We start from the raw sequence: 20003 nt of genomic DNA, 5'->3' as shown, positions 1-20003 counted from the left end.
ATTAGTTGGATAGGGCCTTGGAGACCAGTTCCATTCCTCTTTCCGAAAAAGCCAAGTCCAAGGCCGCTTTATGACCTTTTTCTGACATTTTTTTCCAAGTTTTTTGCAAAATGGAGATAATTTTATCGTCATCGTGCTTTATGAGGAACGGCTCATAATAATATTTTAAGAAGACCAAGCAAATAACATCTTCCAATGTTTGGGTCTCCTCATCTTTTTTTAATTGTTTTTTGAGCAATAGAAACGATACCCTATCAATAATATCTTCATCGTAGCCTACTTTCTTTAGTATATTGCTTGCTTTTTCTGCGTGGAATTTCTTGAGTTCTTGCCTCCATTTTAGGTAGCCCACCCGATTCATTTCATAGGATTCCCTAGATATTTCCCACCTGCAAATGTGCTGGCAACGTGCCGTTAATTGCAATGCTTCCGAAGCATCCGGTTCAAATTCATTCAGAATATCGGTCATACGCTGTGCATACAATAACTCTTTTGGATACAATTTTCCTTCAAAGCTTTCCTTGTTGGGGTCTTGTGCATTGGCGTCATCAAACAATTTGAATGCTTCCAAAAGTTTTTCGGACCTGCCCATATTCATTGGTTTTTCTTAAAGCTATTCAGAAAAACCAATATACACAAAGCCATTTTCCACTTTTACGGGAAAAGTAGCGATCGAGGGCAGGTCTCCGTTGAGATTTTCCCCAGTTTCCAAAGAGAATGTTTTTTTGTGCATGGGGCAGGCCACTTTGGCAATACCTTCGGAATCCCCTATCATGCCCCGCGATAATACCATTTCCATTTTATGGGGGCATAGGTTTTGACAGGCATACCATTTTTGTTTCCGTTTAAAATGATATAGCGCAATCTGTTTGTTCTTGTATTTTACACATGCGCCCCCGTTTTCTGGTATGTCATGCTCTTGGCAAGCTTTGAACCAAACCGTTACCTTGTCCAAAGCAACCGGGCTGTATTGTTGAAATAATGCTTCCATAGTATTTGTAATTTAGTTGGTCCATGGTTCTGGCATTTTCTGTTCCCTCATGGGAACAAAGACCAAATTATCGTCCCTTTCATCGGTATTCACAAAATGCTTGAAGCGCCTGCCGATTTCTTCATTTTCCACAGCTTGCTTCCATTCACATTCATACTTTTCCACAAGGCCCTGCATGTCAGTTTCGAGTTCTTCGGCAATGTTCAAACTGTCTTCGATCACAATCTTTTTGAGTTGCTCCATGCCACCTTCCAGTTTTTCCAGCCAAGCGGCAGTACGCATTAGTGGCGCAGCAGTCCGGATGTAATACATTAAAAAGCGGTCCAGATATTTGATGACCGTTTCATTGTCTATTTGCTCCGCCAATAATTGAGCGTGCTTTGGTGTGGCACCACCGTTTCCACATACATAAAGGTTCCAACCGCCTTCTACGGCGATCACCCCAAAATCCTTTCCGCGTGCCTCGGCACATTCACGAATACATCCCGATACCCCTCCTTTTAGTTTGTGAGGAGACCGAATTCCTTTATAGCGTTCTTCGAGGGCAATGGCAAAGCTTACACTCTCGTCCATACCGTATCGGCACCATGTGGAGCCTACGCAACTTTTTACGGTACGTAAGGATTTACCGTAGGCATGGCCACTCTCAAAACCAGCATCAATAAGTTTTTTCCAGATGTTGGGAAGATCGTTCAGTTCAGCTCCAAATAAATCAATGCGCTGGCCTCCCGTAATTTTGGTGTACAAACCGTATTGTTTGGCCACATCTCCAAGAACGATCAGTTTGTCGGGAGTTATTTCACCCCCGGGTATTCGTGGCACTACCGAGTAGGAACCATTTCGTTGGATATTGGCCAAAAAACGATCATTAGAGTCTTGTATTACGTCTTCTTTGTTGGCGGTATGGTTATAGATGGTGGCGAAAATGGAGGCTAGTGCAGGCTTGCACACTTCGCAACCATCACCATGTCCGCATTTGTCAAGAGCCTCATCATAACTTGTGATACCTTTTACCTTGATGATGCCGTAGAGTTCTTGTCGCGTATATTCGAAATGTTCGCAGATAACATCTTTCACTTCTTTTCCCATGGATTTTAGCGTCTCATTGACCAGCTCCACCACCATGGGCTTACATCCGCCACAACCCGTTGTGGCTTTGGTACAATTTATAACTTCTTTTAGAGAATTGGACTTGCCATTCAAAAGAGAGGAGCAGATGTTTCCTTTGGAAACACTTTCACAGGAACAGATTTGGGCGGTATCGGGCAAATCCATGGCACTACCAAAAGCAGAGCCTCCTTCGCCGCGTGCCCCTACGATCAATTCTTCGGCATTATCGGGCAAAGCGATACCGTTCAGGTACATCTGGTGCAGAATATTATAGTCTGCGGCATCCCCAACGAGAATCCCTCCCAAGAGCGTTTTTCCGTCATGGCTTACATTGATTCTCTTGTAGAGGTATTTTGTCTTGTTTTCAAAGATGATGGACAACCCCTTTTCTGCAGGCATGTATGGAACACCAAAACTGGCTACGTCCACACCCATTAATTTAAGTTTTGTGGACATATCCATATCCTCTGGCATAATTACTTCTTGATTGCCCAATATCTGATTCACCGCAACATCGGCCATTTCATAGCCAGGAGCGACAAGGCCGTATATCATTTGGTTGTACAAGGCCACCTCGCCAATGGCGAATATATCTTTAGCGGATGTTCGCATTCTATTGTCAACGATGATTCCACCTCGTGTTCCCATTTCCAGTCCGCATGTTTTACCAAGCTCGTCCCGGGGGCGTATCCCTGCCGAAATGATGAGCATATCCACGTCCAACCTATCATCTTCTCCAAACTCCATTCCTTCGATTACCTTGTCGCCCAAGATTTTATTGGTTGCCTTGCTCAAATGTACCTGTATTCCCATATCCTCCAGTTTTAACTGGAGCACATTACTACTTCGGGTGTCCAATTGTCGGGGCATCAGTTTTGGTGCAAATTCCACAACGTGGGCTTCCAGGCCCATGTCCAAAACAGCCTTTCCTGCTTCGAGCCCCAAGAGGCCTCCTCCTAAAATAGCTGCTTTCCCGTTGGGTTTAATGGCTTTAATTTGTGAGGCATAGGCCATCATCTCCTCTAAATCCTCTATGGTTCGGTAGACAAAAACACCTTCTTTTTCAACACCGGAAATAGGGGGTACAAAGGGAACAGAGCCTGTGGCCAAAATCAAATAATCATAGGTATAAGATTTGCCCGAAGCGGTATGGATCTCCTTATTCTCTTTTTTGATATCTGTGACCCGCTGTCCTGTAATAAGTTCAATGTTATTCTCTTTATACCAAGAGGCAGGTGCGAGCTCCAAGGCATTTGCATCTTGATTCTCAAAATATTCACTGAGGTGGACTCTATCATACGCAGGTCTAGGTTCTTCGCCGAAGACAATAAGCTTATATTCATCGCTGGAGGATTTGGATACAAATTTTTCACAAAACTTATATCCCACCATTCCGTTGCCCACTACAATTACAGTTTTCATATACATATGATTTTGAAATATAAATCAAAACTAAGTATAATTACGTATATAATTGATGATTATTTAAAAATAAATACGTATTCTTGTTGTGGAATTCATAAAAATCAAAACAAATATTTATAATGAAGCAATATAAGAAACAGGCAAGAGTAACTTTGGTCGGTGCAGGCCCAGGCTCTTCAGACCTTGTTACTGTTAGGGGGTTGCGCGCTTTGAAACGGGCCGATGTTGTTCTGTACGATGCATTAACGGATGCTGATTTACTAACCGAAGCTCCAAGGCATATTCCGAAAATATACGTAGGAAAACGGTGTAGAAAACATAGCTTTGGTCAAGATGAAATCAATGCCCTTATTGTGGAAAATGCATTTAGGTATGGTCATGTGGTCCGGCTAAAAGGAGGTGATCCTTTTGTATTTGGTAGAGGAATGGAGGAGGTTGAATATGTGGAATCTTTTGGAATCCCAGTGGAGGTGGTACCAGGTGTTTCCAGTGCTATATCGGTACCTGCAAGTCAAGGAATATCCATTACCAAAAGAGGGGTGAGCAACAGTTTTTGGGTCCTTACCGCAACAACAAAAGAAGGGGGGCTCTCCAGGGACTTTCAATGGGCCGCTCAATCTTCCGCAACACTGGTCATTTTGATGGGAGTCCGTAAATTGGTAGATATAGCTTTGGAAATAGGGAGGTATAGAGAAGGTTACACGCCGCTTGCCATTGTTCAAAATGGAACTTTGCCAAACGAGAATTGTATTACGGGCACCTTAAATGATGCTGTCCATATGTCCAGCGAATTGGATTTATCATGCCCTGGAATCATTATTGTGGGCGATGTGGTGGCTGACCATCCTTCATTTTTTGAAGATGCCATCCAAAGAGTGGTAGGTATGGAGCTCTAAACCCATACCTTAATATAGTATGGCTTACATTGTTTTCAATGTTTATTTTCAAATTATCAGTAACACAAGGCTCAATTTTAAAATGTCACAATATGACAGTGGTCCTTTGTGTTATCTCGTAAAAATACGTATAAAATCGTCATATAATTTAATTAATACGTATAAATACTTAGATTTGATTATCTAATCAATTAATCTAAGTATTATGAAAGCCACACGATTAAACCTTTTGAATCTTAAAAGTATCCCCATTAGAACGTTTTGGATTTCTGCCATTGCTTTCTTCATTTGTTTTTTTGCATGGTTTGGCATTGTTCCTTTTATGCCGGATGTTGTTAAGGATTTGGGATTGTCCCCATCGCAAAAATGGAATTCTATAATTTTAGCGGTCACAGGTACTGTTTTTGCCCGATTGCTCATCGGTAAGTTGTGCGATAGGTTTGGGCCGAGACTGTGCTACACGTGGTTGTTGATTATTGGTTCTATTCCTGTGATCTTGATAGGTTTGGTACAAACACCCTTACAGTTCTTACTTTGTAGATTTCTTATCGGATTCATAGGGGCTTCCTTTGTTATTACCCAATTCCATACTTCCATTATGTTCGCTCCCAACATTGTGGGTACTGCAAATGCCACATCGGCCGGTTGGGGAAATCTTGGTGGTGGTGCCAACAGATTGGGAATGCCCTTAATTGCTGCAGCTGTGGTAAGTTTTGGTGTTGCCGATGAAGTTGCATGGCGTTACTCCATGGTTATTGCTGGAATAGTATGTTTTTTAATGGGGCTTGTATACTACTTCTTTACCCAAGATACTCCAGAGGGCAATTTTGCAGAATTGCGGAAAACAGGAAACATGCCGGTTTTGAAGAAGGATAAAGTATCTTTTGTGAGCACCTTGAAAGACTACCGTGTTTGGATATTGTTCTTGGTGTATGCTGCTTGTTTTGGTATGGAGCTTACCGTTTATGGAACCATGGACGATTATTTGCAAAACACCTTTGGCTTGGAGAGGATTACGGCAGGGAACATTGTTTTGTCCTTTGCCCTGATGAATATTTTTGCCCGTACCTTGGGCGGCTTTTTCGGTGATCGTTTCGGAAAGTTAAAAGGTCTGCGTGGAAGGGTTTTGTTCCTGACTTTTATTTTGATGGCCGAAGGCGTTATGCTCTCCGTATTCTCATTGACCACAAGTCTTGCAGTGGGAATCATCTTTTTGGTGGCTTTTAGTCTTACAGTTCAAATGGCCGAAGGCGCAACATTTTCCGTAGTTCCCTTTATCAACAAAAAAGCTATTGGTTCCATCTCGGGAATCGTTGGGGCAGGGGGAAATGTTGGTGCATTTTTGGCCGCACTTTTTTTAAAATCCAAATCGGCAATGGCCGAACGCATTGCCATAAAGACCAATGAGGGCTTAGGTGAAGAAGCTGTAAAAGCTGCACAAGCGGCAGCGGCCTCGAGTGCCGTGTCGAGCGGATATTTTATCATTGGAATTTTCGTGGTCGTAGCGGCTATCAGTGCATTTGCCATTAAATTCTCTACCGCAGATGAAGAAGCCGTACTTCAAGAAACGGAAGGTAAAATGGCCATATCCACCGTGGAAAGTTAGCACTTTTAGTTTCCCTAATAATTCAACCAAATAGTAAGCAATATGAAGTTTTTCAATAAGAAAAGGCTCTTGGTGTGCCTATGCCTCATGGGAGTACATTTTTCCTTTGCCCAATTCGTAGTGGATGGGCAGTTTAGACCAAGAACAGAGTATAGAAATGGTTTTGGCAGTTTGATGTCTGATGCCTCCGACCCTGGTTTTGCAACCGCTACGCGGATCCGCTTAAATACGGATTACCAAACCGAAAAGTATAGGTTCTACCTGAGTCTTCAGGATGTTTTTGTATGGGGTGAAAACCGTCAATTACAGCCTGAGGATGAAAACAATTCATTTGCTGTTTTCGAAGCCTGGGCCCAACTTGAGCTCGGTTCTGGCTGGTCCGCCAAATTGGGTAGACAGGTACTTTCCTATGATGACCAACGTATCTTGGGCGAAGTGGACTGGACCCAACAGGCCAGAAACCATGATGCAGCCCTCATACAGTATTCCAAAGATAGTTTTGTTATTGATGCTGCCTTTGCCTTTAATCAGGACTTTGATAATCCAAGTGGGTTTCAATCCATTGGAAATACCTATAATACCATGGGCTTTTTCAGTTATAAGACCATGCAGATGCTCTACCTAAAACAAGAATGGGAAAGTTTTGCAGCAAGTTTGTTGATGCTCAATAACGGCTTTCAAAATTTTGATGGTAACGATACCGCAAATGGAGTAAGTAATTTGCAGACATTGGGTGCGCACCTTGCGTATAAAAAAGGAGATTTTAGACTGGCCGCGAATGCATTTCTACAAACAGGGGAGAGGCAAGGGGAGTTGGATGTAAAGGGGGCGTACTTGTTGGGGTTCGATGCCAGTTATAAGGCATCGAACACTATCGGTCTAGGAGCTGGATTTGAAATCATAAGTGGAAATGACGGCCAAGTTGAAGGCGAGACAAGTGCTTTTTTCCCTTTATATGGCACCAATCATAAATTCAATGGTTTTATGGATTATTTCTATGTGGGCAATCATGCCAATTCCATTGGATTGTTTGATGTTCATATCAGCACCAATATAAAATTAGGAGAAAAATCTAGCCTCTTGGCCAAGGTTTTAAATTTTAGGGGAGAGCAAGACCTACCAACTGGGGAAAACTCTTTGGGAACCGAAGTCGATTTGGTGTTTACCCAAAAATTCAATGGTTATGCACTAAAAGTGGGATATTCCCAATTGTTCCCTGCAGATGGTATGTATGAACTTAAGGCGGTGGCCGAGACAGATGCCGCCAGTACCCAAAATTGGGCATGGGCCATGTTGATCATCAAACCAAAGTTGTTCTCAACGAATAAAGAAAATTAATGAGTAGAGTTAGTTGGAGTCAAGGCTGTTCCATTTTTTAAATGGGGCGGCCTTTTTTATGTTCTACGTATTTCAATAATTCGATTATTTTTGTGCAATGCAAAATTCGGAACAAAAAGCGATCATTACCATTGTTTTGGCCGACGACCATTCCTTGGTCAGAGACGGCATACGTGCCTTGTTGGAAGAAGAGCCAGGTTTGGATGTGATTGGAGAAGTGTCCAATGGTTTGGATGCACTTAAAATGGTTGATGAAAAGTCTCCGGACATTTTGATAATCGATATCCGAATGCCTGAATTGGGAGGTATCGAGACCGTGGAGCGTCTTAATGCCAAAGGCAAATCCAATACCAAGTGCATCATTCTTTCCATGCACGATTCCGAGGAGTATATTCTAAAATCCGTACAGGCAGGCGCCAACGGTTACCTTTTAAAGGATACGGGCAAAGCGGAGTTTGTAAAGGCAATCCACATGGTTCAAGAAGGCGGTAAATATTTTAGTGGGGATATTTCCAACGTATTGGTGAACAACTTGTTCAGTTCTGATAAAAAGACAAATCAATCATCGTCCAAAGCCAATAAAAGCACTCCTTTTGATTTGACCAACAAGGAGCTTCAAGTATTGGAATTGGTCTTGGCAGGATATACGAACAAAGAGATTTCAGAGAAACTACAGAATAGTAAACGTACCATCGAGACACATCGTTTCAATCTGATGAAGAAGATGGAAGTGAAAAATTTGATAGATCTTTCCAAAAAGGCAAACAAATACAATTTAGTCTAGGTTTCATTTTTTCAACCTTTTGCCACAATTTTTATCATTCTCTCGATTTAGGGCATCACTTTTATTAAATTATCACTACGTATTTATACGTAAATTTTTAATTTTCAACATCGAAAAAATACGGTGTTGCCAGAATGCAGAAAAAAGACACACATAAAACTATTTGCTCGTATTGTGGAGTGGGGTGCGGCATCGAGGTTTCCAAAGATGCCAAGGGCATATTGTCCGTTAAAGGGGATGAGGATTACCCTGTGAACAAGGGAATGCTCTGCACCAAAGGAAAAACTTTGAATTACGTCGCCCAGGATACCAAGGATAGAATACTTTATCCAGAAATGCGATGGAGTAGAAATCATCCCATGCAGCAGGTTACTTGGGATATTGCATTTAAAAGGGCAGCTGCCGTTTTTGGAAGTATCATGGAAAAATATGGCCCGGACAGTGTTGGGCTGTATGTGTCTGGGCAATGCCTTACCGAGGAATATTATTTGGCCAATAAGCTGACCAAGGGCTTTTTGGGAACCAATAATATTGATACCAACTCCAGGCTTTGCATGAGTTCTGCCGTGGTGGGCTACAAGAAAACCGTGGGCAACGATGCTGTTCCCATTGCTTATGCCGATATAGAGTTGGCAGATTGTTTTTTGATCGCCGGCGCCAATCCTGCGTGGTGTCACCCAATTTTGTTTCGAAGAATTGAAAAGCACAAAGAACAAAACCCCAAGGTTAAATTGATCGTAGTGGATCCACGTAAGACACAGACGTGTGCCTTGGCAGACCTGCACTTACAAATTTTGCCGGGCACCGATGTGATTCTTTTCAATGCCATGGCCAGATGGTTGATAGAAAAGAAAAAGATTGACAAATCATTCATACAAAAGCACACCTCTAATTTTGAAGCATGCAAACAAATGGCTTTTGAACTTTCCATTCGCAAGGCTGCAGAAAAATGTGGGATAACCACCGAGGAAATCCGTAAGGCCGCCAAGATGATTTCAGATGCCAAGGGATTCATTAGTATGTGGACCATGGGATTGAACCAAAGCGTTATTGGAGTGGATAAAAATGTTTCGCTATTGAACCTTTCTTTGTTGACGGGACAGATTGGCAAGCCCGGTTCCGGACCCTTTTCGTTAACAGGTCAGCCCAATGCCATGGGAGGTCGTGAAGTAGGAGGGATGGCCAGTTTGTTGGCGGCCCATCGCGATTTGGGAAACCCCAGACACAGAGAAGAAGTCCGACAATTTTGGGGAGGCAAGGAAATCAATGGCGAGCCCGGTCTCACGGCAACGGAAATGTTTGATGCACTGGAATCCGGAAAAATGAAGGCCATATGGATCATTTGCACCAATCCCATTGTGAGTTTGCCCAATGCCAAAAAAATTGAAAAAGCTCTCGAAAAGGCCAATTTTGTGATTGTTCAGGATATTTCCCATAATTCAGAGACCACAAAATATGCGGATTTGTTGTTGCCGGCAGCAGGTTGGTTGGAAAAAGAAGGCACCATGACCAATTCCGAGCGTCGGATAAGTTATTTGCCCAAAGTCATTGATGCTCCCGGTGAGGCATTGCCAGATGCAGAAATCTTGTGGAGATTTGCCCAAAAAATGGGATATGGCGGTTTTGACTACAACAATGTCTCGGAAGTTTATGATGAATATTGCCTAATGACCAAGGGGACCAACATTGACATTTCTGGACTGTCCCACGAACGTCTTCAAAAAGAAGGAAGCTTTCAATGGCCTGTACCTTCGCCCGAACACAAGGGAACACCGAGGCTTTTCCAAGATCAAAAATATTTCACTGCAAATGGGAAAGTACATTTCAATGCACCAAGAAACCTGTACAACAAATCAGAAATCACAACAACGGACTTTCCATTGGTGCTCAATACCGGAAGGGTCAGGGATCAATGGCATACTCGAACAAAAACGGGAAAAGTAAAAAGATTATTGACCCATATCCCATCCCCTTTCCTTGAAATGAACAAGGTAGATGCCTATGTGCGAAACCTTAAGGAAGGTGATATTGCAGTGGTAAAGAGTAGGCGGGGCAATGTTAGGGTCAAGGTAAAAATCAATTATGATATTCGCGAAAGGGTGGTTTTTCTTCCTATGCACTGGGGCAAAATCCTGAACAATGATTTTAGTAGGGCCAACAATCTTACCAATGATATTGTAGACCCCGTATCCAAAGAACCCGATTTTAAATACTGTGCCGTTCAGGTTGAAAAATATAAGAAGCCCTCGCAAAAAATAGTTGTTGTTGGAGCTGGTGCGGCAGCTTACCGTTTTATCCAAACCTATCGGGAAAAGAACAAAATGGATGAAATCCATGTGTTTTCCAAAGAGGAGCATCCCTTTTACAACCGTGTCTTGCTCCCGGAATATGTGAATGAAGAACTGTCTTGGGAAGCCCTTCAAAAATTGAAGCAAGGAGAACTGGAAAAGCTCAAGGTCACATTGTATCCTAACAATGGAGTCAAAGACATCAATGCCAAAGAAAAAACGGTGACCGATGATTTGGGAGGCACACACAATTACGATCTTTTGGTAATGGCAACTGGGAGTCGCGCTTTTGTGCCAAATGAAGTACGGATGGACCTACCGGGAAGATTCACAATGCGGGAAAGGGGCGATGCGGACCGACTCAAAGACTATTTGTCCAAAACGGGACTCCCAACAAACGAACAGCACGTGGTCATCGTCGGAGGAGGTTTGCTCGGTCTAGAACTCGCAGCAGCACTTAAAAAAATCAATATCAATATCAGCATAATACAGCGTGCCCCCAGGTTAATGGAACGCCAGTTAGATCCAGTTTCCAGTAAATTATTGGCCGAAGATGTTTCAGAAAGGGGAATTCAATTGTTTTTTGACAACGAGGTAAGCACCATTTTTGAGGAAGAGGAATCTCAATATACTTTGATGGTCAATCTAAAAACAGGCAGGACTCTACGTTGTAATGCCATTGTTTATGCTATCGGAACCAGACCCAACATATCTTTGGCAACAAGTGCCGGGTTGGAGACCCGAAGAGGGGTTTTGGTGGACCCTTATCTCAAAACGAGCGATCCGTCCATTTTTGCATTGGGCGAAATCACTGAGTTTGAGAATGCGCTGTACGGCATCACTTCGGCAGCGGAACAACAGGCCGATGTAGCAGCAAATTACATTCTAGGGGATTTAGGGAGCATTTATGGAGGTTCCGTATTGATGAACATTTTAAAGTTTGAAAATCTTGACCTCTGCAGCATTGGAATGGTCAATGCCCCAAAGGACGATCCTTCCTATGAAGAGATTTTATTAATGGATGTGAGCAAGCGGTTCTACAAAAAATGTATTGTTAAAGATGATACCCTGAAAGGAGCTATTTTGATGGGTGATAAAAATGAGTTCGCAGAGTTTAAGCGACTCATTGAAGAAGAAATAGAACTCTCTGAAAAAAGGGAGGAATTGCTACGGGGTACATCAACAATGGAGCCGCTTAAAGGAAGTTTGGTCTGTTCTTGTAGTCAAGTGGGGGATGGGAACATTAAGGAAGCCATAACGGGCGGATGTACGGATTTTTCACAACTATGTTCTCAAACTGGGGCCGGATTGGGCTGCGGAAGTTGTAAGCCCGAGGTGCAAGCGATATTGAACGGACAATTGAAAGCAACACTGGTTTAAAATCATGAACGACGATTTGCACAGGATATTGATAAGCGGGGGCATTACCTCTCCAGGCGAGCTCAAGGACAGTGTTGCCATGCTCGAGGCGGCCGGATTGTCGGAAGTTTACTTTGGCTCAAGGCAGGACCTGCTCTTTCCGCTGGACAATAAGTATAAGGGACAGTTGGAAAATACATCAAAATATAAAACGGATATCGTAGCTGACAGATCTTACCAAAATATTGTTTGTTCTTACGTGTCGTCAGATATTTTTGATGGCACCCATTGGCTCAAAGGTTCCACTTACCTGTACCTCTTGGAGCAGTTTGATTTTATGCCAAGATTGAAAATCAATATTACCGATCCCAAACAACGCTTGGTGCCTATTTTTAGTGGAAACCTCAATTTTGTGGCATCCGAAGATGAAGATTACTGGTATTTGAACATAGTATTGCCCCATTGGAAGAAAAGTGCCTATTACCCAGTGCTGATTTACAGTTGGGACATTGTTTCAGTGTGTAGGGCCGTAGAAGAAGTGTACCATGCCATGGACAATGTAGATCAGCTCTTTACCCTATTGAATCAAAAACTGCAGGCCAACAACAACAGGACCATAAAGAAAGAACTCCAAATACCATTTGTTACTTTTCCATACTACGAAGGGATGAACCGGATGGGCTTAGACCAATACTGGTTGGGGCTTTATTGGCGCAATAACCGCTATGACCTTGGATTCTTAAAGGAATTCTGTGGATTTTGTTTGGACAACAGTATCGGAAAAATATGCATCACCCCTTGGAAATCGTTTATTGTGAAGGGAATTTCCAAGGAAAGTAGGCCTGAATTGGAGAGGTTTCTCGGTCAAAGGGGAATCAATGTACGGCATTCCCAATTGGAAATGAACTGGCACTTGCCCGTGGATGATCAAGAAGCCTTGGAACTCAAACAATATTTGGTCAATAATTTTGATCAGAACGACATCAGTACATACGGACTCACCTTTGGTATTAGTAAAGATGTAGGTAAACAATCCCATTTTTCATCCATAGTCATTGAGAAGAATCCCACCACTCAAATAGGGTTGGATTTTGAAGTAAAACCTACCTATAATGTACGCTATTTTAAAGATTTTGACCCCAACACAAGGCAGTATTTGATCTATGCACAAGATGTGGATAAAAAGGAATTGCCCAATCTTTTGATTGAATTGAGCAAAGCGTACTTCCAGCAACTCGGACAAAAGGAGAAGACATCAATAAAAAAGAAGGATATAAATGAGCGAGAACCCAAGAAGGTCTATCAATGCCAAAAATGTTTGACGGTATATGATAATGAAGTGGGAGATTCAAAATTTGGTATCGAACCCAATACAAAATTTAAGGACGTACCCGAGGAGTACACTTGCTCCGTGTGTGGTTCAGAAAAGATGGCTTTTGAATCTGTGGAACTGTAGGCGGTGAAGTGGGGTTTTACGTGGGTTTTCAGAATATTATAAAAGAGGAAATGGATTTTTGTAAGAAAACCCTGTATTGATAATTTGAAAAATAACCTTGCTCAAAAAAAGTGTCAATTCAATTTTTGTCCTTCATAAGTCTGGATAAGGTTTCCGGTCTTATGGCTAGGTAGGAGGCAAGGTGTTTTCTCGGAATCCTGTCCATAATTTGGGGTTTCATGTTCGCCATAAAAAATTCAAGCCTTTTGCGAGCATTTGGAATTCTTGCCAAGTATACCCTTTGCTCTGCCAATATGTAATATTCTTCGAGCAAAATACGATTGATGTGCCTCATTTCCGGAAAATGGTTTAGGCAATATTTGTAATCCTCATATTTCAAGTAATCGCAATACGTGTTTTCAAGGCTTTGTATGTACTCTTCGCTTTTTTGATTTCTAAAGAAGCCAGTTATGGAAGTAAATACTTCATTTTCAGAATCAATCCAAGTGGTGATTTCCGACGCATCACTTATAAAATAACCACGTACCATTCCTTTTTTGATCAGATACAGACAATCACAGACTTCACCAGCTTTATTGATGAGTTCATTTTTTTCGAAAGAACAACTTTTGATTTTTTGAGCAAGGTAATTCCTTAACTCTGGGCTCAAAGGGCGAATGGAATTGAGAAAGGAAAGGATGTAAAGGTTTTTCTCGGGATTTTCTTTGGTGGGCATTCAAAAAATTGGTTTGGTTTTCAGTGATTTTAAGTGGCGCAAAACTAATGTATAGTACTTTAATTATTTTTTTCTTGGGGTTAAAATCACAGATACACGATAAAACGTTTTTGATGTAAAATTTTAATTAAAAAAGGTCCCCAAATAATTGAGGACCTTAAAGTATCTTGCTCGACTATCTATTTATATGCTTGGGTTCTTTCATCATCAATTACTCCACTCCAATTCAGCCCGAAGGAAAAATCGTAGGAGTTGCCATTAGTGTCGGTGTAAGGATCCATATCCCGTGGCACATCTTCAAATTGTTGCTCAACGGTCAACATATCTTTGGGCATTTGAAATGGTAGCAAAGCTGAAGGTTCTACTTTGCCCGAAACTATGTCCATTAGGGCTTGGTCCTGAACGCCCATATGCACCAATATGGCATCAGCCGACGATTCAATTTCCGCAAATACCAAAGGTTTAGCTACTCTTACAATGACCACAACAGGCTTGTCTCCCATCTTTCTTTTTGTATCGGTCACCAAGCTCATATCGGAAATGTTTATGGATGTGGTCGTTTTACCATTGTAGGAACGGTTGTCCACACCTTCTTCCAGCGGACTTCCAGCCGCTATGCTTTGCTCTCTTGCATTGGTTGCGGTGTAAGTGCCGTATTGCAAGCTTATGGGAACGTAACCATTGCCACCATTTTCGGTGTCAGTGACATCATAACCGACTCCGCCATTTGGGTTTTCAATACCAACAAGGGCAAAATCAGCTTCATCGGGATTGTCCACTACCTCAAAATACTTGGCGACAACTTCCATGTTAAAGGGGTGTTCCGTGCGTGCTTGGGTAGCTACCCCGAACCAATTTACTGTGGGAGCTACATAACGCTGGGGCACATAGACTTTTTTCTTGTTCTCCACTGGAAGTGTTTTTTCATTGTTTTTCAGCATCACTATGGATTTGAGCTGCGCATTGTACCCTGCCTCCATGAATTCTGAATTGCCAACGATTTTTTCTGTTTGTGCAACATCCAAATAAGGATTTTCAAAAAGCCCGGTTCTAAATATGTTCTTCAGCAAGCGAACAGCAGAAGTTTCAAAACGCTTCCGCATGTATTCTTCTCCATGTTCCTCAACCCCCATTTGATAGGCCTCTATAACTGGACCCATATCGTTGTTGCCCCCAAATTGGTCACAACCAGCTTCGATAATTTTATAATGTCTTTCAGCAACGCTCAAATTTTCTACACCCCATGGCTTGCCCCTGAACTCATATACGTTGGGCGCATCGCCTGTGATGCCCCAATCTGTACAGACTACGCCATCATAACCATACTTTCCACGCAGAAGGTCAGTAATCAAATATTTGTTGTAGGCATTTCCAACGTTTTCCCCATTTTTGGTATCCTGCTCGTATGATATGGTATAATAGGGCATTACGGCAGTTGCCATTTTGGTTGGCCCTTCCAGGGCAAATGCACCTTCTGTAAAGGGCTTTAAGTGATCTTCCAGATTTTTTCCGGGATAAACGGCATAGGACCCATAGCCAAAGTGTCCGTCACGACCACCTTCTTCCGGTCCGCCACCTGGCCAGTGTTTTACCATGGCATTGACACTTTGCATGCCCCAATCGCCATTTTCCGATGCTTGAAAACCTTCCACATAGGCACGGGCCATATCTGCCGCTAGCTTTGGGTCTTCTCCCATGGTGCCATCAAAACGGGACCAACGTGGCTCTGTGGCAAGGTCGATTTGAGGGGAAAGCGCAGTTGCAATTCCCAATGCCCGGTATTCTTGGGAAGCGATTTTCCCGAACAGTTGCATTAAAGATGGGTCAAAACTAGCTGCCAGTCCCAATGTACTGGGCCACATGGAAATTTTTCCGCCCGCACCCGCATTGAATTCTGCATAGGAATCACTGCCATGTCTTGGGTCTGAGCTTGTGTTTATTGGAATACCCAACCCGATACCTTCAACCATCGCTTGTGCATTATTGTTCCATTGTGCAGACACTCCTGGTGATTCAACGCTGGTAATCAGTACATGACGTAAATTATCTTCGAGCAAAAATTTCTTCTGTGCATCAGAGAGGTCACTAGGTTTAGCGCCACTTTCTTTATAGGGTTTTCCATTGTACGTGACTGCACCAAAAAAACTGTTACCTCCCCCGGGAATGGATTGGTGCGCGCTGTACAACATTAATCCAGCTATTTGCTCCACACTCATTTTTGAAGCAAGGTCTTTGGCTCTTTCATCTGCCGTGAGCCTCCAGTCTTCATAAGGATCAAGCGTGCCATTTTTGTTCAGGTCTTTAAATGCCATCTGGTCAACGGTCAAGATTGAGACACCAGAATCTTGACTATATCCGAGGGTTGCCCCATTTTCATTTTTTACAAGGTTGAAACCTTCTTTGGTTTCTTTTGTAAATTTGGGACTGCAACCCACAAAAATTGTTGCTAGGAACAAGCTGCCCAGTTTGAGGTTTTGTTTTAAAGTATGCATATTGTTATTTAGTTTTATGTGCTCAATCAGAAAATTGAAAGTTAATTAATTTCAATGATTACCCGCTGGTATCTTGTCAAAGCAGGAAATCCGGTATCCGTACCTTCTATTATCACATGGTATTTTTCACCAGCCTTTGCTGTTTTTGGAACGTCTACTTTGGCTTTATCCATATTCAATTCAATCTGTACCGTACCATCTCCTGCCTCCGCATAGGGCCAAACTTTAAAATAAACAGGATGTCCGTCTACATCCTTTCCGGATATGTTCAGCGTAACTGTTTCCCCTGCTGCTGAGACTATTGTGTTCCCCTCCATTACAGTAACTTTGGGTGGGTGATTTGCTTCGGAAAATGGTTTAACGCACCAATCCGCCCTAGCCGCGAAATCCAATTGCATAGGCTTTATCCATCGGGTCTGTGGATAGCTTTTGTCCATTTCTCCTGTCTCTGGATTTAGGTCGGAAGCAGCTTCCCCGTCTTCATATCGGTATGGATTTTCTGTTGATTGTACAAAACGACCGCTCCAACCACCTCTGGACGGGTCTTCGTAGTTGTCCAATCCCACATCTACCAAATGCAGGAATGCCGGCGAGTCTCCTTCGGATATAAAATCATATTTGGAAAAGCTGCCCCGTTCGGTATTTGTAATTTTGGAAATGTCACCTTCAAAATGATTGGGATCTCCTTCTTGTTTTTGTCCATCCCCGTAGGAATAGTATTTTTTAAAAAGCGGACCATGGTCATTTATGATGTTGGGGCCCATAAAACTACCTTCCAAAAAAGGTTGTTGGCTTTTTGGAACCACTCTTTTCCATGGATAGGCAAAGCACCAAAATTGGTTGGCATTGTAGAAAACACGGATTTTGGGCCAGTTGGGTCCTATATAGTTTTTATAAGTGGCATCTTGGTCCATTATGGTGTAGATAATGGCTTTTTTGGATACTGTCTCTTTGATTTCTTCCCAATTCTTATGGTTTGAATAATCTTCCTCAATAGATTTTAGGGCACGGGCAATGGTGTTAGTTCCTCCCCATGCTTGAAGAAATATTTCCCGTGGATCATCGTCCATCAATTTTTGGGCGATCCATTCAGAACCTTCGGTACGCTTGTCCATTTCACCTTCAAAATCGATGTTGCCCACCTTCACCAATGCCAAAAGTGCTTCTGCTGAAGGATAATTCTTGTCGTGCAAAAGAAGATTTGGGTGAACCTTGGCATATTCAGCCAATAATTCTTCCATCCAAGTGGTACCGGGCCATCGCAATTCGCTCCGCTCCCCATACATGTTTCGGGTCATTTCCATTTCCGATACCATGGTGGTGCCCTTGCCATCTCCCTTCCAATGCCACATGGAACTGGAATATATAAGTCCCTCTGTATCAAATTCGTTGGTGTACATCAAAAAGCGGATAAAGGTATCCACATCGTCGATTTCACCATCTGTGGTCACAATGGTTCGTTTATTGTTTTGCTGGGCCGGGCATATGGTGCATAAACAAATACAGAAGAGTAGGAGGCTGATATTTTTCATAATATATTCAGGTGCCACCGTTTGACACAACTTATTAAAGTTTTTCAAATGGATTCGAAAGGGTGCTTCCATGGCCCTCTATACGTATTCTTCAGTAAACTAGAAGCTTCGGCATCATTGATTATCACCTTTTCTTGAGGATTGTACGCCAAGGGTCGTTCCAATTTCATGGCAAGATTGGCCATGATGCAACTAGCCGTTGAAATATGGCCCTGTTGTACATCTGCCACAGGTAGTCTGTCATTTTCTATGGAGTCCAATAGGTCCAACATGTGTCCTCGGGTAGCAGGTGCGGTATGTAGTTCAATATCCTTCTCTTTTAAATCTTCGGGATACTTTTCACGTTCGTACACCACTTCTTTTTTTATGGTTTTTCCATCTCCGTTGGGAATGAATTCATACTGATGAACACTTCCTTTAAACGTACCTTTTTCACCATAAATGAAAAATGCCCATGGATAATCTGGGTCCGTCGGATTGCCCCAGCTACGATGCTGCCATACACAGTTTAGTTCATCAAATTCGAAAATGGCTGTTTGGGTGTCGGAAATATTGGCGATGGAATCCTTTTGAACATAGATTCCCCCAGTAGAGCTTACTTTTTTGGGCCAACCAAGGTCAAGCATCCAACGTACCGCATCCAACATATGAACACACATATCACCCACAATGCCATTACCATATTCCATAAAGGCACGCCAACTTCGGTGAGGCAGCCCAATGTAGGGGCGGAGTGGGGCAGGTCCCGACCAAAAATCATAATCAAAATAATCTGGGACTTCTTGTACGGGAGGGTTGGCGTTCCATCGCATGTGATAATAACAGCACATTTCTACATGGGATATTTTTCCCAATAGTCCGGCATCGATGATATTTTTCTTGCCCTCTATCAAATGTGGTGTACTTCTGCGTTGGGTACCTATTTGTACTTTTCTTCCAAGTTTCCGGGCAGTGCTCAAAATAGCTTCGCCTTCCAAAACATCTAAACTAATAGGTTTTTGTAGATAGAGGTGTGCTCCGGATTCCATCGCTTCAATCGCCTGTAGGGCATGCCAATGATCTGGACTGCCAATCAAAACTATGTCCAAATCCTTTTCAGCCAGCATTTTACGATAGTCGTGGTACAAACGAGGTCTTTTTCCGGATGATTGCCTTTGTGCCACCAAAATGGCAGCCTCCTCGAGATGTTTTTTGTCCACATCACAAAGTGATACCACTTCTACATTGGCCACTTGAATGAGTTTGAAGAGGTCGCTTTTACCGTACCAGCCACAACCAATAAGCCCGACTCTCCATTTTTTTTGAGCATAGATCAAATCAAGGCCGTAGGCACCAAATGTTGAGAGTGCCAGAGCTGCCGTGGAACTGGCCAAAAACTTTCTTCGGTTGATATAAAAGGGTTTGGAGTCCATATTACAGACTCCATTTGTTGCCTACCTCACTTAAAGGGATGCAACCGTTATATCCCCCTGGTATGGGATCATAATTCAAAACATTTTCACCGATTTCTTGCGAAGTGAAATAGCCCCAGAGCGCCGTTGATTTTAAGGAACGATAGAAACCTACGGGTTCAGGTTTACCCACGGTGGTTCCCCACACGCCGCTTCCGAATTGTCCTGAATTCTCTTCCGCTTTTTGCAAAACCTTGATTTGGTCCGATTCGGAGAGGTTTACAAAACTGTCACCAAAATCCGCAATGCAATCTTGATTGAATTTTTCTATTTCTTTTCTCACCCCTTCCTGAGCATCGGCGTCGTAAAGATTGGCGTAGACCTTATCAATGAATATGTCCGTTTTTACATCGAGAGCTCCCGGGGTTTTTGTCCGGGGCAATATCATATCCACGATTTTGGATATGAATGCGGCTTCATCCATGGTCAAAAATATGGGCTGCCAATTGATTCTGGTTTCATTTTTACATGATTGTAACAATGATAGCAAGGACGGGCCTGAAACGGCCAATGCGGCCATACTTCCTGTAAATTTTAAAGCTTTTCTACGGTCCATGAGG

Annotated in this window: 14 protein-coding genes; 6 read left to right on the top strand and 8 right to left on the bottom strand. The window is 42.6% G+C overall.

The features are described 5' to 3' along the window. Position 1 precedes the first annotated feature (1 nt). From J0656_RS05020 to nirB, 3 genes are read right to left on the bottom strand one after another with little or no spacing between them, the layout of a single operon-like run. Entirely contained in the window at positions 2–592 is a 591-nt protein-coding gene (locus tag J0656_RS05020) for a DUF4202 domain-containing protein (protein WP_207031986.1), read from the bottom strand. A 21-nt stretch (positions 593–613) separates the two neighbouring features. Beyond that, positions 614–991, bottom strand: a complete 378-nt coding sequence (gene nirD, locus J0656_RS05015) for a nitrite reductase small subunit NirD (RefSeq protein ID WP_207031985.1) — start codon at positions 989–991, stop codon at positions 614–616. Positions 992–1003: 12 nt separating this feature from the next. After that, positions 1004–3523: a nitrite reductase large subunit NirB gene (nirB, locus tag J0656_RS05010; protein ID WP_207031984.1), complete on the bottom strand. Its 2520-nt coding sequence runs from the start codon at positions 3521–3523 to the stop codon at positions 1004–1006. Between the two features lie 122 nt (positions 3524–3645). On the opposite strand from nirB, the gene cobA reads away from it, so the two are divergent. From cobA to J0656_RS04980, 6 genes are all read left to right on the top strand, one after another. Next, entirely contained in the window at positions 3646–4422 is a 777-nt protein-coding gene (gene cobA, locus J0656_RS05005; RefSeq protein WP_207031983.1) for a uroporphyrinogen-III C-methyltransferase, read from the top strand. 205 nt (positions 4423–4627) lie between these two features. Further along, positions 4628–6028, top strand: a complete 1401-nt coding sequence (locus J0656_RS05000) for an MFS transporter (protein WP_207031982.1) — start codon at positions 4628–4630, stop codon at positions 6026–6028. A gap of 42 nt (positions 6029–6070) precedes the next feature. After that, a complete protein-coding gene (locus tag J0656_RS04995; protein WP_207031981.1) occupies positions 6071–7366 on the top strand; it encodes an alginate export family protein in 1296 nt (431 codons plus the stop codon). A gap of 97 nt (positions 7367–7463) precedes the next feature. After that, entirely contained in the window at positions 7464–8150 is a 687-nt protein-coding gene (locus J0656_RS04990) for a response regulator transcription factor (RefSeq protein ID WP_207031980.1), read from the top strand. Positions 8151–8284: 134 nt separating this feature from the next. Further along, a complete protein-coding gene (locus J0656_RS04985; RefSeq protein ID WP_207031979.1) occupies positions 8285–11818 on the top strand; it encodes a nitrate reductase in 3534 nt (1177 codons plus the stop codon). Between the two features lie 4 nt (positions 11819–11822). Continuing rightward, positions 11823–13253, top strand: coding sequence for a rubredoxin (locus J0656_RS04980; RefSeq protein ID WP_207031978.1), 1431 nt, complete (start codon positions 11823–11825; stop codon positions 13251–13253). A 118-nt stretch (positions 13254–13371) separates the two neighbouring features. On the opposite strand, the gene J0656_RS04975 is transcribed toward J0656_RS04980, so the two are convergent. From J0656_RS04975 to J0656_RS04955, 5 genes are all read right to left on the bottom strand, one after another. After that, complete coding sequence (locus J0656_RS04975) at positions 13372–13968, bottom strand: Crp/Fnr family transcriptional regulator (RefSeq protein WP_207031976.1); 597 nt, start codon at positions 13966–13968, stop codon at positions 13372–13374. A gap of 179 nt (positions 13969–14147) precedes the next feature. Beyond that, positions 14148–16460 carry a glycoside hydrolase family 3 protein gene (locus J0656_RS04970; protein ID WP_207031974.1) on the bottom strand — a complete coding sequence of 771 codons (2313 nt, stop codon included), beginning with the start codon at positions 16458–16460 and terminating at the stop codon, positions 14148–14150. Between the two features lie 41 nt (positions 16461–16501). Beyond that, positions 16502–17992, bottom strand: coding sequence for a DUF1593 domain-containing protein (locus J0656_RS04965; protein WP_207031972.1), 1491 nt, complete (start codon positions 17990–17992; stop codon positions 16502–16504). Positions 17993–18036: 44 nt separating this feature from the next. Further along, positions 18037–19404: a Gfo/Idh/MocA family protein gene (locus J0656_RS04960; RefSeq protein ID WP_207031969.1), complete on the bottom strand. Its 1368-nt coding sequence runs from the start codon at positions 19402–19404 to the stop codon at positions 18037–18039. 1 nt (position 19405) lies between these two features. Beyond that, entirely contained in the window at positions 19406–19999 is a 594-nt protein-coding gene (locus tag J0656_RS04955) for a gluconate 2-dehydrogenase subunit 3 family protein (protein WP_207031967.1), read from the bottom strand. Positions 20000–20003 lie beyond the last annotated feature (4 nt).

This window comes from Flagellimonas aurea, from assembly GCF_017313785.1.
GTDB lineage: Bacteria > Bacteroidota > Bacteroidia > Flavobacteriales > Flavobacteriaceae > Flagellimonas > Flagellimonas aurea.
This window is presented reverse-complemented; position numbering and strand designations above follow the sequence as displayed.

Excerpts from the sequence above, each read along its gene's own strand:
- J0656_RS04970 (WP_207031974.1), bottom strand. The coding sequence starts at position 16,460 with ATGCATACTTTAAAACAAAACCTCAAACTGGGCAGCTTGTTCCTAGCA.
- J0656_RS05000 (WP_207031982.1), top strand. The coding sequence starts at position 4,628 with ATGAAAGCCACACGATTAAACCTTTTGAATCTTAAAAGTATCCCCATT.
- J0656_RS04990 (WP_207031980.1), top strand. The coding sequence starts at position 7,464 with ATGCAAAATTCGGAACAAAAAGCGATCATTACCATTGTTTTGGCCGAC.
- J0656_RS04975 (WP_207031976.1), bottom strand. The coding sequence starts at position 13,968 with ATGCCCACCAAAGAAAATCCCGAGAAAAACCTTTACATCCTTTCCTTT.
- J0656_RS04965 (WP_207031972.1), bottom strand. The coding sequence starts at position 17,992 with ATGAAAAATATCAGCCTCCTACTCTTCTGTATTTGTTTATGCACCATA.
- cobA (WP_207031983.1), top strand. The coding sequence starts at position 3,646 with ATGAAGCAATATAAGAAACAGGCAAGAGTAACTTTGGTCGGTGCAGGC.
- nirD (WP_207031985.1), bottom strand. The coding sequence starts at position 991 with ATGGAAGCATTATTTCAACAATACAGCCCGGTTGCTTTGGACAAGGTA.
- J0656_RS04995 (WP_207031981.1), top strand. The coding sequence starts at position 6,071 with ATGAAGTTTTTCAATAAGAAAAGGCTCTTGGTGTGCCTATGCCTCATG.
- J0656_RS04960 (WP_207031969.1), bottom strand. The coding sequence starts at position 19,404 with ATGGACTCCAAACCCTTTTATATCAACCGAAGAAAGTTTTTGGCCAGT.
- J0656_RS04980 (WP_207031978.1), top strand. The coding sequence starts at position 11,823 with ATGAACGACGATTTGCACAGGATATTGATAAGCGGGGGCATTACCTCT.
- J0656_RS04955 (WP_207031967.1), bottom strand. The coding sequence starts at position 19,999 with ATGGACCGTAGAAAAGCTTTAAAATTTACAGGAAGTATGGCCGCATTG.
- J0656_RS05020 (WP_207031986.1), bottom strand. The coding sequence starts at position 592 with ATGGGCAGGTCCGAAAAACTTTTGGAAGCATTCAAATTGTTTGATGAC.
- J0656_RS04985 (WP_207031979.1), top strand. The coding sequence starts at position 8,285 with ATGCAGAAAAAAGACACACATAAAACTATTTGCTCGTATTGTGGAGTG.
- nirB (WP_207031984.1), bottom strand. The coding sequence starts at position 3,523 with ATGAAAACTGTAATTGTAGTGGGCAACGGAATGGTGGGATATAAGTTT.